The organism is Agrobacterium sp. DE0009, assembly GCF_007680755.1.
GTDB lineage: Bacteria > Pseudomonadota > Alphaproteobacteria > Rhizobiales > Rhizobiaceae > Agrobacterium > Agrobacterium tumefaciens_B.
On sequence record NZ_VEIU01000002.1, the window covers coordinates 494357 to 509536 of the forward strand.

Here is a 15180-nt window from a genome sequence, read left to right on the forward strand (position 1 = left end):
GCACTGATCTCTCATTTCCGCCAATGCGACGGACAGAAGGGCACGCGCCAAAACATAGGAATCCCGGGCCATGGCAAAAGCAAAACTGACACGCGCTGAACAGAAGATACAACGTCCGTTGCAAATTCTCGATGCCGCATTCGAGGAATTCACCAAAACAGGATTTGCCGCCACCCGGGTGGAGGACATCGCTGAACGCGTGGGTGTCACGAAAGGAACTGTCTACGTCTATTTCGAAACGAAGGAGGCACTCTTCGAGGCCATGGTTCGGCATGCGTCTCAGCCATTCCAGCAGGCCTTCAACGCCTACTCACAAACCTCTGATGACCCTGTCGAAGCGCTTCGACTGCTTTTGGAATTTCTGTTCGACGCGCTTGTCGACAACAAGAAAATGCGGGAGCTGTTCCGCCTGATCCTCGCCGAGGGGGCGAAATTTCCGGACCTCATCGACCAGCATCATGATACGATGATGGAGCCGGTTTTCCAGCGCATCAACGCCATCCTGGAGGATGGCGTGGCAAAAAAAAGATTCCGGGCCAATCCGCCCGAACTCTGCAAGGTCGTGGCGTCGCCTATGGTCGGGACTTTAGTCTTTCGGCTGATTTTTAACGACCGGCGTAGCCTCGACCGACAGGCAGTTCTTAATATTCACCTTGAATTGATCATGCGCGGGTTGCTCGCATAGGTCTTGTCTGGTCAGGGCAAGACCCGAACCGATCAGCGCTTCACAGCATGCGATAGCGCCGGTTGAAATACATCAACGCTTCGTCGCCATCGTTGATCTTCATATCAACGACATCACAGATCAGAATATCATGTGTGCCGCCGTCATGGGCCTCGCGGATACGGCAATCGAAAGAGACAAGCGCGTCCTTGAGAACCGGCGCGCCGGTTTCAAGCAAGCCCCAGCTGCCAGCAGCAAAGCGTTCCTCCGCCGGCGTCTTGCCGCCGAAAAGCGTGCTCAGCACCTCGTGATGCGCAGCAAGCGTATTGACGCAGACAACCGCGTTAGCTTTTACCACCTTATAAGCGGATGAATTGCGGTTGAGGCAGACGAGAAGCGTGGGCGGATTGTCGGAAACGCTGCAAACGGCAGTCGCGGCAAATCCCGCGCGGCCTGCAGCCCCGTCAGTGGTCACGATATTGACCGCCGCACCAAGCCGCGCCATCGCATTTCTGTAATCCTGGCTGCGCTGCTCTGCAGTCTTCGTCTCCATACCCGCTTCCCTTTCAAGAGACATCATCTGCATCTAACCCATCCTTTCTTAACAGCCTATCAAGCCAGCACGCAGGCATCGTCAAAGGCAAGACGCGGCAGACGCCCGAAAAGCTTCGACGGATCACCATGGCCAAGATTGATCAGGAAATTGGATTTCCACGTCGTGCCGGCAAAAAAAGCCGCATCCACCTTGCCCTTGTCGAAACCGGACATGGCACCAGTATCCAGCCCCAACGCGCGGGCGGCGAGGATCAGATATCCGGCCTGAAGCGTTGCGTTGCGAAAGGCTGTTTCTTCGGACACGGCAGGGCTGGTTGTAAACCAAGAACGCGCATCCGCATGGGGAAACAGCTCCGGCAGCTTTTCATAAAATTCGCCATCGATCGCTGCGATGACGGTCACGGGAGCCGCCATCGTCTTTTCGAGATTACCCGAAGAGAGTGCCGGCCGCAGCTTTTCCTTCGCTGCGGCGCTGCGCACGAAAACGAAACGCGCTGGAGAGCAATTGGCCGACGTCGGTCCCATCTTGACCAGGTCGTAAAGCGCTTTCAGCGTTTCATCGCTGACCGGATCGTCCGTCCAGCCATTGTGGGTGCGTGCTTCGGTAAAAAGTGCTGCGAGTGCTGCATCATCGAGTGCTTTCGTCATCGTGCTTTAAATTCCTGTCAGATTGTCGCGTCGGCGGGCAAAAGGAACTGCAGCAGCCGCGTATTTAAAAGGTCGGGCTCGGTAATATTGACCGCGTGAGCCCCGAAATCGAAAAGGCAAAGCTCGCTTTGCGGCAAACCGTCGGCAAGACGCAACGAGCGCGTATAGGGCACCAGAAGATCGTCCTTCGTCGCCACCACCAGCACCGGATTCCCTATCTCGCCAAGCCGTGTGTCCACATCGAAGGTCCGAAGCGCGGCGATACGCCGGAGCACATTTTCCTTGCCCTGAAAATGCGCGACGCCATGCGCATCGTCCCGCGCCAGCCGCTCCTGATTGTCCGACATCCACGCCGCCGGATAAAGGAACAGCGGTTGCGCTTTGACAAAAGCCTCGACACCGGATTTCTCCAAAAGCTCGATCCGCACGTCAAAGCAGCGCCCGGAATGCGGATCGGCCTTGCTCCACGCGTTGATCAGCACCAGCCGGTCGATAAGGCTGGGCCGGCGCAGCGCGATATCGAGGCCGATCAGGCCACCGAGGGCATGTCCCATGAGGTGGAATTTTTCGAGGTTCAGGGCCGAGACAATTTCCAGCACATCATCTGCCATGGCGGAAATGCCGCCATCCTCCGGCACCTCGCCGCCGGTCCTGCCGGTGCCGCGATGATCATAGGTGACGACCCGGAAATGGCCGGAAAGAGCCTCGATCTGCGGTACCCAATAGGCACCGGATCCGCCAAGGCCCGAGGACAGCAGGATAGTGGTTGCCTCGGCATCGGTGCGACCATGAACCTCGAAATGCATCATCTGCTTTTCGCCTATTTGCCGATATGGGCGACGGTGGCGATTTCCACCAGCGCATCGGGTTTCACGAGGCCGCACTGGATGCAATAGCGCGCTGGCTTGTCGCCGGGGAAATATTCGGCATAGACCGTGTTGACGGCCTGATAATTGGCCCAGTCGGTGATGAAGATGTGGTTCATGGTCACATCCTCCATCGTGCCGCCCGCGGTTTCGATGACCGACTTGATGGTTTCCAGAACATGGCGGGTCTGCGCGCTGGCATCGCCCACATGCACGACATTGTTGTCCTTGTCGAAGGGCAGCGTGCCGGACACGTAAACCACGCCATCGGCAAGGGTGCCTGGCGAGAAGGGAGCGATGGGTTTGCTGGTACCCGCAGGCACGACGATCTTTTTCGGCATTTCGTTCTCCTCTTATGTTGAAATCAAGCGCTGACGGGTGCGGCCTGCGAAATGACGCCGCAGAAATCATTGACGGTGGCGACCCAGCCGAAAAATTTCTCGACATTATAGACCGTCGCCTGCTGGATATAGTCCGGCCCCAGATGATGCGTGGCATCCTCCAGCATCACCCCGAAATATTCGAGGTGGAAGGCATCGCGCAGCGAGCTTTCCACGCAGACATTGGTGGCGATGCCGACGAAGACCAGATTGCGGATGCCACGCGCGCGCAGCACGCTATCCATATTGGTGTTGAAGAAACCGCTGTAACGCGTTTTCGGCACGAGAATATCGCCGGGCTGCGGTTGCAGCTCATCGACAATGGCGTAGTCCCATGTGCCCTTGGCGAGCAGCTGGCCCTGCAGTTCCGGCCTTTTGCGCATGGTCTTCAGCGCATTGGACTTGTGCCAGTTGGGCGAACCAGGCCCGCCGGCCTCGACATAGTCCTTGTCCCAGCCATTCTGGAAATAGATGACCTGAACGCCTGCCGCCCGCGCCGCATTCAAAGTCTTCTTGATGTTGGCGATGGTCCCCTTCGCCCCTGATATATCGAAACCGGCAAGATCGACATAACCGCCCTCGGTTGAGTAGGCGTTCTGCATATCGACCACAACAACGGCGGTCTCGCTGGGTTTCAGTGTGATCGGCTCCGGCCTTGCAGGCAGCGTGACGCTTTGCGAGCGAGTTTCCGGGCCCTTGTAACCCGCCACGACGGCTTCGCTCATTCCGCTGCCTCCAGTGCCGCTTGAACATGCGCGCGGCTCTTCATCAGCGGCTGCACATATTTCCCGAATTTCTCGACCCCTTCGAGGAAATCATCGAAGGTCAGCATCACGCCGCCCGTTCCCGGCACCTCGCTCATTTCATCCAGCATTGCCGCCACTTCCTCATAAGAGCCGATTAAGGTTCCCATATTGATATTGACCGCAGATACGGGGTTGGACATATGCCGGACATTGGTGTCGGAGCCGGATTTGGTATCGACGGCGCTTTGTAGACCAAGCCATTTGATTGCGTCCTGATCCGCGCCAGCCTTGTAATGCTCCCACTTCGCCCAGGCATCCTCGGATTTTTCCTCGGCGAGCACCATCGTCAGCACAACAGATTTAACCTCGCGGCCGCTCTTTTCCGTTGCCGCCAGCAGGCGCTCGTTAGTGGGCGCAAAGGCCTTCGGCGTATTGACGCCCACGCCAAAGCAGAAGCTGTAATCCGCGAATTTGGCCGAAAACGCCATGCCGGAATTGGAAGAACCGGCGCAGATGAGCTTCACATCACCCTGCGGCACCGGCTTCATGCGGCAATCGTCCATCTGGAAGAACTTGCCCTTGAAATCCGACTGCCCTTCCGTCAGCAGCTCTTTCAGCACAGTCGTATATTCGCCGAGATATTCGTAACGATCGCCGAAATAATCGTCACCCGGCCAGAGGCCCATCTGGCTATATTCCGGCCGCTGCCAGCCGGTGATCAGGTTGATGCCGAAACGGCCACCGGAAATGGAATCGATCGTGGTTGCCATGCGCGCAACGATAGCCGGCGGCATGACCAGCGTGGCGGCGGTGCCGAACAGCTTGATCTTGGAGGTGACGGCGGCCAGCCCCGCCATCAGCGTGAAGGATTCCAGATTGTAATCCCAGAACTCGGTCTTGCCGCCGAAGCCACGCAGCTTGATCATCGACAGCGCAAAGTCGAAACCATATTGCTCGGCCTTTAGCGTGATCGCTTTGTTGAGATCGAAGCTCGGCTTGTATTGCGGCGCGTTTTCGGAAAGAAGCCATCCATTGTTCCCGATCGGGATAAAAACACCAACTTCCATTTTACTGTTCCCTTTTTGACGTCAGGTGCCTCCTGACTTGACAAAAGAGTAGCAGGTTCTGTGCCAGACCAAATAAAATAATTTTATCAAATGGATAAAATTTCGAGAGAGATTGAGCCCTGACCGAAAGGCAAATTTTTTATCATTTGGTAAAAATACTTGCCTGTTTATTCAGCATATATTGAGGGCGATACGTCGAAGGTGGGCGACCTTCACGGCAATCGCAGACCGATCTAAAAATTCGAAGGCTCTCCTCCGTTATGCCGGACCCGATCCGGCATCCAGCCACGGCGCGTCTGCGCGGTAAATAGAATCTTTTGCGATCAAGGACTTGATCGCACTGGACCCGGATCAAGTCCGTGGTGACGGCGGTAGGGAGTTAAGACTCAATCAAATGCGCACGCGCGAGGGGGCATTTCTGCCCGATGAGGACAACGACCGCGCAGTTATGCCAAAACCTCAATCCATCCGCTGCTGGGCATAGGCATGCACTGCCCGGAATGCCGCCTCGGCACCCGCGATAACCCGCTCTTCCTCTTCAACGGTCAGCGAAATGTCATCCAGTGCGGCAGTGAAAGTGCGCCAGTGCAGGCCGCGTCCTTCCGGTGCGCCGGCCAGATGCCGCGCACCGAATTCTTCACCAAGGCCGAGCTTGGCAGCGTCTTTCAGCAGGAACGCGGCACCGAGATTGGAGCCCTCCACGACATAGAGCCAGCCCATCGCCTGCGGCAGATCGAATGGCGTTTCATCGGTGAAACGGGCAGCCCCGGTTTCCGGAATGGCAAGGCCGAGATCGGCAAGGTCCTGCTCGATCATGGCGAGACGACGGCGCCCTTTCAGGTCGGGAAGCAGGCCGTCAAGCGTTTCATTTGCGAAGAAGACATCGAGATCGCGATGGAAAAGATACTGCGTTTCCACGAATTTGCCGAAGTTCTCCCGGCTCTCGAACGGCTTGGCAGCCATGATGAAGCTATCAAGACCACCATGCGCGTCGCGCGTCGCCGCCTTCAGGCGCTTGACGCGGCTCTGTTCGATCTGGTCCACAGGCGCTGCCTTCCCCGCAATGGTCATGATTATCGTCCCTTTATCCCTATATTCAGACTGCCTGATAAAAATCTTTACTCCAACAGTCAAATTTTATTTTCGCACATCTCCTGACCTCGCGCAAAGGCAACGGGAGGGACAGACGCGGCAAAATCGACGATTGTGTAAACCACGAAAATCCTTCTGGACATGCCCGGCCAGAGCAAAGCCCCCAGATCTTCACAGCAAATTTGCAGCGCCAAAAAATCCGAACAATCGCCATGCAATTACCTCTTTACAACTAACATGTCAGTATGCCATCAATTCGTAGTCACCTTGGAGGAGCATTTTAATTGACCCAGAAATTCGGCCTTTCGGCAGCCCTGACAACCCCTTTCACAACGGACGGAACGGTCGATATCGATGCCATGATCGCCCATGCCCGCCGTTGCCTGTCCAACGGCTGCGACAGCGTGACACTCTTCGGCACGACAGGTGAAGGGTGCTCGGTTGGGAGCCGCGAGCGGCAGGTCATTCTCTCACGCTTCGTCGAAGCAGGCATTGCCCCGTCGAGCATCGTCACCGGCGTTCTGGTGGATTCCATCGAAGACGCGGCCGATCAGTCGGCCGAAGCGCTGAAAGCGGGCGCCCGCAATATTCTGCTCGCGCCACCCTCCTATTTCAAGAATGTCAGCGATGACGGCCTGTTTGCCTGGTTCTCGGCGGTGTTCGCCAAGATCGGCAAAGATGCGCGGGACATTCTCGTTTACAACATACCGTCCGTAACCATGGTGACGTTGTCGGTCGAGTTGGTCGGACGGCTGAAGGCGGCGTTTCCGGGCATCGTCACCGGCGTCAAGGATTCCTCCGGCAACTGGAGCCACACCGAGCGTTTGCTGAAAGAACACGGTGACCTCGCCATCTTGATCGGCGATGAGCGCGATCTGGCGAAAGGCGTGCGCCTCGGCGGTCAAGGTGCGATATCAGGCGTTGCGAACTTCCTCACACAGGAAGTGCGCGCCATGGCCGTTGATGGCAAGGACGACCCACGCATTGTCGATCTTGTTGTGGAACTTCTGAAATTCCCGGTTACACCAGCCGTCAAGGTGCTGGTATCACACACGACGGGGGAAGCGATCTGGTCGGATGTGCGCGCGCCCCTCGTCGCCATTTCGGCTGAAGGCCGGCGGCAGATCGAAGGTGCATTCGACGCGCTGTTTCGCAAACAGGCCGCCTGAACGGAGCTAAAAGGTTGAGCATGGACGATACTGGCGAACAGACATTGCGGGAACGGGCGTATGAGAGCTTTACGCATCACCTTCTCTCGCGTGATGTTCGTCCGGGGCAATTCATCTCGCAGCGCCGCCTTGTGGAGCTGACGGGTCTGCCGCTCGGTGCAATCCGGGAGGCAATTCCGCGGCTGGAGGCGGAAGGTCTGATCAAGACCGTGCCGCAGCGGGGATTGCAGGTCGCCCACATCGACATCAACCTCATCCGCGAAGCGTTTCAGTTCCGCATCTTCCTCGAAAAGGAAGCCGTGGCGCTGTTCACCCGTTCTGCCTCAGACGCAGCTATTGCCAAACTGTTGAAACAGCACCGTGATGTCGCCGAAGCGGCTGAAAACGGTGGAGAGTCGCCCGAACTGGAGCAGCACGCGCAACAGGTGGACTGGGGCATGCACGATGCTTTCATCGATGCGCTCGGCAATTCGATCATCTCGAATGCCTACCGGGTCAATTCCATCAAGATGCGCCTCATCAATCAGGAGCGCTTTCGCATCGCCGGTCATGTGAAGTCGGTGATGAAAGAACATCTCGCCATTCTCGAAGCCATCGAGAGGCGATCCGCAGAAGACGCCGTGGAGCGGCTGACCGCCCATATCCGCAACGCAAGGGACAGGGCGCTGGCGGTATAAAATGTAGCAAGCCGGGGTGAGGAGAATTCCGGCACAAGGAGGAGAACTGGACATGACGAATTGGTTGCTCAACCCGACGCGCCGCGGGTTTCTTGCCGGTACGGCCGCGCTTGGCAGCAGCGCGGTGCTTGGCATTCGACCGGCATCGGCGGCGGTGAACTGGAAAAAACACGCCGGCACGACGCTTGAGGTCAACCTCGTCAAAAGCCCGCGCAGCGAAACGCTGATCAAATATCTCGGCGAATTCGAGGAGCTGACCGGCATCAAGGTCAATGCCGAAGCAACGCCGGAACAGCAGCAGCGTCAGAAGGTGGTCATCGAACTTTCCTCGGGCAAGCCGAGCTTCGATGTGGTGCATCTGAGCTACCACGTGCAGAAGCGCCAGTTCGAAAAAGGCAAGTGGCTGGCCGATATCAGCGGCTTCCTGAAAGACCCCTCGCTGACCGATCCGTCGCTCGTTGAGAAAGACTTTGCCGAGGCCGGGATGCTGTTCGCCAAGGACAGCGACGGCGTGCTGCGTTCGCTGCCCTTCTCGGTGGATTACTGGATCGTCTACTGGAACAAGGAGCTCTTCGAAGCCAAGGGGCTGAAATACCCTGAAACTTTCGAGGAACTGGTAACGGCGGCGGAAAAGATCACCGATCCCTCCACCAACACCTATGGTTTCGTGGCGCGTGGCCTCAAGAACGCCAATACACCGGTCTGGACCTCGCTGATGCTCGGATACGGCGCAAAGCCGATCGTCGATGGCAAGGTCAACACTGAATCCAAGGAGGCGGTTGAAGCGGCAAAGCTCTATCAGCGCCTGATGACGAAAGCCGCCCCTCCCGGCGTTTCCGGCTTCAACTGGGCGGAAGCACAGTCGGCATTCCTGCAGGGCAAGATCGGCATGTGGTTCGATGGCGTCGGTTTTGCGCCGCCGATCGAGAACCCGGAAAAATCCCGTGTCGTCGGCAAGGTCGGTTATGGCGTCATGCCGAAGGGCCCGGCAAGCCAGGCAGCGGGCACGTTCGGTGATGGCCTCGGCGTCGTCGAAGCCAGCAGCAAGAAGGAAGCCGCCTACCTCTTCTGCCAATGGGCGATTTCGCATGAAATGGGTGCGCGACTGCTGCAGGCGGGTGCAGGCGTTCCGTTCCGCCAGTCCATCCTCGAAGACCAGAAGGTCCGCGAGGGCGTCAAGATGCCGGCCGCCTGGCTGGACGCGGTCGTCGGTTCCGGCAAGGTCTCGCAGCTTGCGCTTCCCGTCATCATTCCGGTGACGGAATTCCGCGACATCTACGGCGTCGGCCTCACCAATATGATCGGCGGCGCGGATCCAGCAGCCGAACTCAAGAAGGCGACGGAACAGTTCACACCCGTTCTGGCGCGTAGCGAGGGATAATGGCCTCCGTGAGCATCGAAAACACCAAGACAGGCGTCAGCCGCAAAGAAGGGAGCAGGCCGGCAAGGCTTGCTCCCAACTACTGGCCCTTCGTCGTACCGGCACTTGTCGTCATTTCAGCGGTTATCGTTTTTCCATGGGTCTTCACCCTCTGGATGAGCGCGCATCGCTGGACGCTCGGGCAGGAGCAGAGCTTTATCGGTTTCGAGAACTACGTCAGGCTCGCCAGCGACGCAAGATTCTGGGAATCGCTGTGGCATACGCTCGTTTATACCGTGCTGTCGGTCGTTGCCCCGCTGTTTCTCGGAACATTGGCGGCGCTGGTTTTCGATGCGCAGTTTCCGCTGCGTGGTTTTCTGCGCGGCGTCTTTGTCATGCCGATGATGGCGACCCCGGTCGCCATCGCGCTGGTCTGGACAATGATGTTCCACCCGCAACTTGGCGTTTTGAACTATCTCCTGTCTTTCATCGGCATTGGCCCGCTGGAGTGGATCTATAATCAGTCGACGGTCATTCCCTCGCTGGTCCTTGTCGAAACCTGGCAATGGACGCCGCTCGTCATGCTGATCGTGCTCGGCGGTCTCGCCGCCGTTCCGCGCGAACCCTATGAGAGCGCCGAGATCGACGGCGCCAATGCCTGGCAGAAGTTCCGTTATCTCACCATGCCAATGATCGCGCCGTTCCTGATGATCGCCGTCATCATCCGCTCCATCGATGCCGTCAAGAGCTTCGACATCATCTATGCGATGACCCAGGGCGGACCCGGCACCGCATCGGAAACCATCAACATCTACCTCTACAATACGGCGTTTGCTTATTACGACATCGGTTACGGCTCGGCCATGGCAGTCGTCTTCTTCATCATCATCGTGGCGCTTTCCTTCGTGCTTCTGATGGTGCGCCAGCGGTCGCAATGGAACGAGATGGAGGATCGCTGATGTCCGCAAAAATCCTGAAACGCAGAAATCTCGACCGGCTCGGCCTGTTCTTCGTGGCGCTGGTGATGATTTCGCCGGTCATCCTGTTCTTCATCTGGATGATCTCGCTGTCGCTGAAATATGAAATCGACAACGGCGCTTATCCACCGATCCTCATTCCTGAACGTTTCGCCTGGTCGAACTATGTGAAGGTGTTCGAAGAGAACAATTTCTTCCTCTATTTCTGGAATTCGGTTCTCGTGACAGGGGCGGCCACCATTCTGGCGCTCGTCATCGGCGTTCCCGCCGGCTACGGCATTGCAAGGCTGAAGGCGGAAAAATCCGCCGTCGTGATCATGATCGCCCGCATGACGCCCGGTCTCTCCTTCCTCATTCCGCTGTTCCTGCTGTTCCAATGGCTGAACCTGCTCGGCACGCTCTGGCCGCAAATCATCATCCATCTTGTCGTGACGGTGCCGATCGTCGTCTGGATCATGATCGGTTATTTCGAGACGACGCCGAAGGAGTTGGAAGAGGCCGCAAGCATCGACGGCGCATCTTCCTGGCAGGTGTTCCGGCTGGTGGCGCTGCCGATTGCCAAGCCGGGCATCGTCGTCTCCTTCATCCTCGCGGTCATCTTTTCGTGGAACAACTTCGTCTTCGGCATCGTGCTGGCCAGCCGTGAAACGCGCACCCTGCCGGTCGCGGTCTACAACATGCTCTCCTTCGAACAGGTGAGCTGGGGTCCGCTGGCCGCAGCCGCGTTGATTGTGACGCTGCCAGTGCTGCTGCTCACCATGTTCGCACAGAAACAGATCGTGGCGGGCCTTACCGCCGGCGCCGTCAAGGGCGGCTGAACCATCAAACAAAGAAATACGGGAACCTGCACATGGCACCGGTCAATATTCAAAACGTCCAGAAGCGCTTTGGCGCGGTCAACGTCATCCACGGCATCGATATCGACATCAAGGATGGCGAATTTGTCGTGCTCGTCGGCCCTTCCGGCTGCGGGAAATCCACCCTGCTGCGCATGATTGCAGGGCTGGAAGAGCTGAGCGATGGCGAAATCCACATCGGGCCACGCGAGGTCAGCCACCTGCCCGCCCGCGACCGCGATATCGCCATGGTCTTCCAGAACTACGCGCTTTATCCGCATATGACAGTCAAGGACAATATGGGCTTTGCGCTGAAACTGAAGAAGATGAGCCCGGAGGAAACCAAGGCCAAGGTGGACCGGGCGGCCGCCATTCTGGGGCTGGAAAAACTGCTCGACCGTTATCCGCGCCAGCTCTCTGGCGGTCAGCGCCAGCGTGTCGCCATGGGCCGCGCTTTGGTGCGCGACCCGCAGGTCTTCCTGTTCGATGAGCCGCTTTCCAACCTAGACGCCAAGCTGCGCGTGCAGATGCGCGGCGAGATCAAGGCCATGCATCAGCGCATCGGCACGACAACCATTTACGTCACCCACGACCAGGTGGAAGCCATGACCATGGCCGACAAGATCGTGGTGCTGCATGATGGCGTCATCGAGCAGATCGGCGCGCCGCTGGAGCTTTACGACAACCCCGCCAACCTCTTCGTTGCCGGCTTCATCGGCTCGCCCGCCATGAACTTCATTCGCGGCCGGGTGGAGGAAGGTGTGTTCCGCACGGCGAAGGGCCTCAGCTTGCCGCTGCCCGCCCATGCCGATATCGGCAAGCTGGGCGGTCGCGATCTCGTCTACGGCGTTCGGCCGGAGCATATCCGCGCTGCCGAGACCGGCATCGAAGGCCGGGTGGAACTGGTCGAAGGCACCGGCTCGGAAATCTATGCCAAGCTGAATTGCAAGGGTGACGATATCGCCTGCCTGTTCCGCGAGCGCCTCAATGTCCGCTTCGGCGATACGATCCACATTGCCATCGATCCGGCAACGGTGCATCTGTTCGACAAGGACAGCGGCAAGCGCATCTGAACACGGCAGGAGCGAAGAGAATGGTGAGGGAACCGGCCAGCAAGCATGTGCTCTGCGTGGGTGCCGCCGTGCTGGACACCCTGTTTCGTGTGCATGACATGCCAAAGGGGGAAGGCAAGGTCCTGCCCTATGAGATGCTGCAGATCGCCGAAGGCATGGCGTCAAGTGCTGCCTATGCCGTGCATCGCATGGGCGGGCGCGCCAGCCTCTGGGGCGCTGTTGGTGACGACGAAACCGGAAGCCGTATCCTTCGCGATCTCAACGAAAGCGGCATCAACACGAGCGGCACGACGGTCGCAGCCGGCGCACGCTCGGCCCTGTCAACGATCATCATCGATAACAGGGGAGAACGGCTGATCGTGCCGTTCTACGATCAGCGGCTGCACGAGAAGAAGCGGTCCTGTACTCCGGAGGATATTGCCCCCTTTGATGCCGTTCTGGTTGATGTTCGCTGGCCGGAGCTGGCGCTGGATGTGCTGAATGTGGCACGCACGCTGGGCAAACCCGCCATTCTGGACGGCGACGTTGCACCCGTCGAAATCCTCGAGAAGCTTGCGCCAGCCGCGAGCCATATCGTCTTTTCCGAACCCGCCGCCGCCCGGCTGACAGGGCTTGAAACGATGAAAGACATGCTGCCGGTGCTGCATGCCCGCTATCCGCAGACCTTCCTCGCCGTCACCGCCGGTCCGCAAGGCTGCTGGTGGACGGAAGCCGGTGATCCCACGGTGCATTTCCAGTCAACGATGCAGGTCGAAGCAGTGGACACGCTGGCGGCGGGCGATATCTTCCACGGCACGTTTGCACTTGCGATGGCGGAACGCATGGAAAGCCGCGCCGCCATCCGCCTCTCCTCCGTTGCTGCCGCGCTCAAATGCACAGTCTTTGGTGGCCGGGCCGGCGCACCGACGCGCGAAGAGACGGAAGACGCGATGCGGCAATGGCTAGAGCGTGAAGGCGAACCCGCGCTACGCGCCTCCTGAGGGCATCCAATGCCCGCATGAAACTATTCCATTTTTGCGATGCCGTTTCCCGGCGAACTAGGCTAACGTCAAGTCAGAGCAAAGCTTTTTGCAAGCCGCGCTCGTTTTACATTTAGCCTGCATTCCGCAAAAGTGATCACCCGATGCATCAGACGACCCGCCCGAGACTGCGCGATATCGGTTTCCGGCCCGGCCATTTCGAAACCGGCCCGCTCAACGCCATCACCGATGTCGCGGGCGTAGCCGTTGGCCATTCGACCGTCATCGAAGGAGACAAAATACGCACCGGCGCAACCGCGATCCTGCCGCATGGCGGCAATCTGTTTCAGGACAAGGTGCCCGCTGCCTTCGCCGCCTATAACGGCTTCGGCAAGTTTGCCGGCTCGACCCAGATCGAGGAACTCGGCGAACTCGAAACACCCATCATCCTCACCAATACGCTGGCGACAGGCCGGGCCATCGAAGCGATCAACCACCATACTCTGGCACAGCCGGGTAATGAAAAGGTCGTCTCTATCAATGCCGTCGTCGGCGAGACCAACGATTCCCGCCTGAACGACATCCGCGCCGGCCGCCCGACCATTGAAGAAATTTCGGCCGCGCTAAAAAACGCCACTACAGGCCCAGTCGCCGAGGGCAGCATTGGCGCCGGAACCGGCACGGTGGCCTTCGGTATGAAGGGCGGTATCGGCACCGCCTCCCGTCTGGTCGCCATTTCCGGTGAGACCTACACGCTCGGCATTCTCGTACAGTCCAATTACGGCGGGCATCTGCTGGTCTGCGGCAAGCCCTATGTCAGCCCTGATCATAAGGACAAGGATGGCTCGATCGTCATCATTATCGCCACCGATGCGCCGCTCTCTTCCCGCAATCTGAAGCGCTTGGCGGCTAGAAGCTTCGGCGGACTTGCCCGCACGGGTGCCGCGCTCAGCAATGGCTCCGGCGATTATGCGCTGGCATTTTCCACCGATGAGCGGCTTCGCCGCACGCCGGCGCGCCGCAAGGCCGTGACGGACTACCCTGAGCTCTCCAACGATGCGATTTCACCGCTTTTCGAAGCCGCGATAGAGGCAACGGAGGAAGCGATCCTCAATTCGCTCTGCACAGCAACCACGACCACGGGCTTCAATGCCGGCACCGGCAAGGTGTCCACGGTCGAGGCCATTTCCATCGACGCCCTTAAAACCCTTCTTTCAGCCTGACCTTCCAGACGGAGTTTCCATGACCAGCCCATCCGGCCGCATCGTTTACGTCAACGGCGAATTTCTGCCCGAAGCGGACGCCCGCCTTTCCATCTTCGACCGCGGTTTTCTGTTCGGCGACGGTATTTACGAAGTCACCTCGGTTCTGGAAGGCAAGCTGATCGACAGCGATCTGCATATGGCCCGGCTGGAACGCAGCGCCCGCGAAATCGACGTCGCCCTGCCGGTCACGACGAAGGACATCGTTGAGGCCGAGCGCCGCCTGATCGCCGACAACAATCTCGTTGAAGGCATGATCTATCTGCAGCTGACGCGTGGCGCCGAGGACCGCAACTTCCTGTTCTCCGCCGATCTGAAACCGACGCTGGTCATGTTCACCCAGGCCAAAAAGCTGCTTGGCACCCCCGTCGAGGAGGCCGGCGTCTCCGTAAAGTCGGTTCCCGACCAGCGCTGGGCACGCCGCGACATCAAGAGCGTCTGCCTGCTGCCGCAGGTCATGGCGAAGCGTATCGCCAAGGCCGAAGGCTGTGACGAGGCGTGGATGATCGAGGACGGGTTCGTGACCGAAGGCGCGTCCTCCACCGCTTACATCGTCACTGCAGACAAGAAAATCATCACCCGCGGTAACAGCAACAAGACTCTGCCCGGCTGCACACGCCTTGCTGCTCTGCAACTGGCCAAGGAGGCCGGCTTCACGCTGGAAGAACGGCCCTTCACGCTGGAGGAAGCCATGAACGCCGATGAGGCCTGCCTGACGAGCGCGTCCAACTTCGTGGTTTCTGTCACGAAGATCGACGGCAAGCCGGTAGGCAACGGCAAGCCCGGCCCGATGGTAAGCCGCCTGCGCGAACTCTATCTCGAAAACGCCCGCCGCACGGCGATTTAAGC

The 15180-nt window shown here is 58.7% G+C and carries 17 protein-coding genes; 10 read left to right on the plus strand and 7 right to left on the minus strand.

Annotation, left to right across the window (positions count from 1 at the left end; genetic code table 11):
- Positions 1-70: 70 nt before the first annotated feature.
- Positions 71-685, plus strand: a complete 615-nt coding sequence (locus FS804_RS11720) for a TetR/AcrR family transcriptional regulator (protein ID WP_144576719.1) — start codon at positions 71-73, stop codon at positions 683-685.
- A 40-nt stretch (positions 686-725) separates the two neighbouring features.
- Here the strand turns inward: FS804_RS11720 and rutF are convergent, their stop codons facing one another.
- The 7 genes from rutF to FS804_RS11755 form a co-directional block, all read right to left on the minus strand.
- Positions 726-1250, minus strand: coding sequence for an NADH-dependent FMN reductase RutF (rutF, locus tag FS804_RS11725; RefSeq protein WP_144576720.1), 525 nt, complete (start codon positions 1248-1250; stop codon positions 726-728).
- A 26-nt stretch (positions 1251-1276) separates the two neighbouring features.
- The gene (locus FS804_RS11730) at positions 1277-1867 is read right to left on the minus strand and encodes a malonic semialdehyde reductase (RefSeq protein WP_144576721.1); all 591 of its coding nucleotides are present in this window, start codon (positions 1865-1867) and stop codon (positions 1277-1279) included.
- Between the two features lie 17 nt (positions 1868-1884).
- Complete coding sequence (gene rutD, locus FS804_RS11735) at positions 1885-2676, minus strand: pyrimidine utilization protein D (RefSeq protein WP_186376773.1); 792 nt, start codon at positions 2674-2676, stop codon at positions 1885-1887.
- An 11-nt stretch (positions 2677-2687) separates the two neighbouring features.
- Positions 2688-3074 (minus strand): pyrimidine utilization protein C, encoded by a 387-nt coding sequence (gene rutC / locus FS804_RS11740; RefSeq protein ID WP_003492069.1) that lies wholly within the window; start codon positions 3072-3074, stop codon positions 2688-2690.
- A 23-nt stretch (positions 3075-3097) separates the two neighbouring features.
- Positions 3098-3838, minus strand: a complete 741-nt coding sequence (gene rutB / locus FS804_RS11745) for a pyrimidine utilization protein B (protein ID WP_144576722.1) — start codon at positions 3836-3838, stop codon at positions 3098-3100.
- Complete coding sequence (rutA, locus tag FS804_RS11750) at positions 3835-4926, minus strand: pyrimidine utilization protein A (protein ID WP_144576723.1); 1092 nt, start codon at positions 4924-4926, stop codon at positions 3835-3837. The genes rutB and rutA overlap by 4 nt, the downstream gene beginning before the upstream one ends.
- Positions 4927-5385: 459 nt before the next feature.
- Complete coding sequence (locus FS804_RS11755) at positions 5386-5997, minus strand: biliverdin-producing heme oxygenase (protein WP_144576724.1); 612 nt, start codon at positions 5995-5997, stop codon at positions 5386-5388.
- Positions 5998-6302: 305 nt separating this feature from the next.
- On the opposite strand from FS804_RS11755, the gene FS804_RS11760 reads away from it, so the two are divergent.
- The 9 genes from FS804_RS11760 to FS804_RS11800 all read left to right on the plus strand — a co-directional run bounded on the left by FS804_RS11760 (position 6303) and on the right by FS804_RS11800 (position 15178).
- Positions 6303-7187 (plus strand): dihydrodipicolinate synthase family protein, encoded by an 885-nt coding sequence (locus FS804_RS11760; RefSeq protein WP_144576725.1) that lies wholly within the window; start codon positions 6303-6305, stop codon positions 7185-7187.
- A gap of 20 nt (positions 7188-7207) precedes the next feature.
- Positions 7208-7864, plus strand: a complete 657-nt coding sequence (locus FS804_RS11765; protein ID WP_144576726.1) for a GntR family transcriptional regulator — start codon at positions 7208-7210, stop codon at positions 7862-7864.
- 52 nt (positions 7865-7916) lie between these two features.
- The gene (locus tag FS804_RS11770; RefSeq protein ID WP_144576727.1) at positions 7917-9245 is read left to right on the plus strand and encodes an ABC transporter substrate-binding protein; all 1329 of its coding nucleotides are present in this window, start codon (positions 7917-7919) and stop codon (positions 9243-9245) included.
- Positions 9245-10183, plus strand: a complete 939-nt coding sequence (locus FS804_RS11775; protein WP_144576728.1) for a carbohydrate ABC transporter permease — start codon at positions 9245-9247, stop codon at positions 10181-10183. Before FS804_RS11770 ends, FS804_RS11775 begins: the two co-directional genes overlap by 1 nt.
- A 14-nt stretch (positions 10184-10197) precedes the next feature.
- On the plus strand, positions 10198-11019 hold the full coding sequence (locus FS804_RS11780) for a carbohydrate ABC transporter permease (RefSeq protein ID WP_169538611.1): 822 nt from the start codon (positions 10198-10200) through the stop codon (positions 11017-11019).
- Positions 11020-11051: 32 nt separating this feature from the next.
- Positions 11052-12110 carry an ABC transporter ATP-binding protein gene (locus FS804_RS11785; RefSeq protein ID WP_144576729.1) on the plus strand — a complete coding sequence of 353 codons (1059 nt, stop codon included), beginning with the start codon at positions 11052-11054 and terminating at the stop codon, positions 12108-12110.
- Positions 12111-12130: 20 nt separating this feature from the next.
- On the plus strand, positions 12131-13090 hold the full coding sequence (locus FS804_RS11790) for a sugar kinase (RefSeq protein ID WP_144576730.1): 960 nt from the start codon (positions 12131-12133) through the stop codon (positions 13088-13090).
- A gap of 143 nt (positions 13091-13233) precedes the next feature.
- A complete protein-coding gene (locus tag FS804_RS11795; protein WP_144576731.1) occupies positions 13234-14292 on the plus strand; it encodes a P1 family peptidase in 1059 nt (352 codons plus the stop codon).
- Between the two features lie 19 nt (positions 14293-14311).
- Positions 14312-15178, plus strand: a complete 867-nt coding sequence (locus tag FS804_RS11800; protein WP_144576732.1) for a D-amino-acid transaminase — start codon at positions 14312-14314, stop codon at positions 15176-15178.
- The last annotated feature ends 2 nt before the right edge of the window (positions 15179-15180 follow it).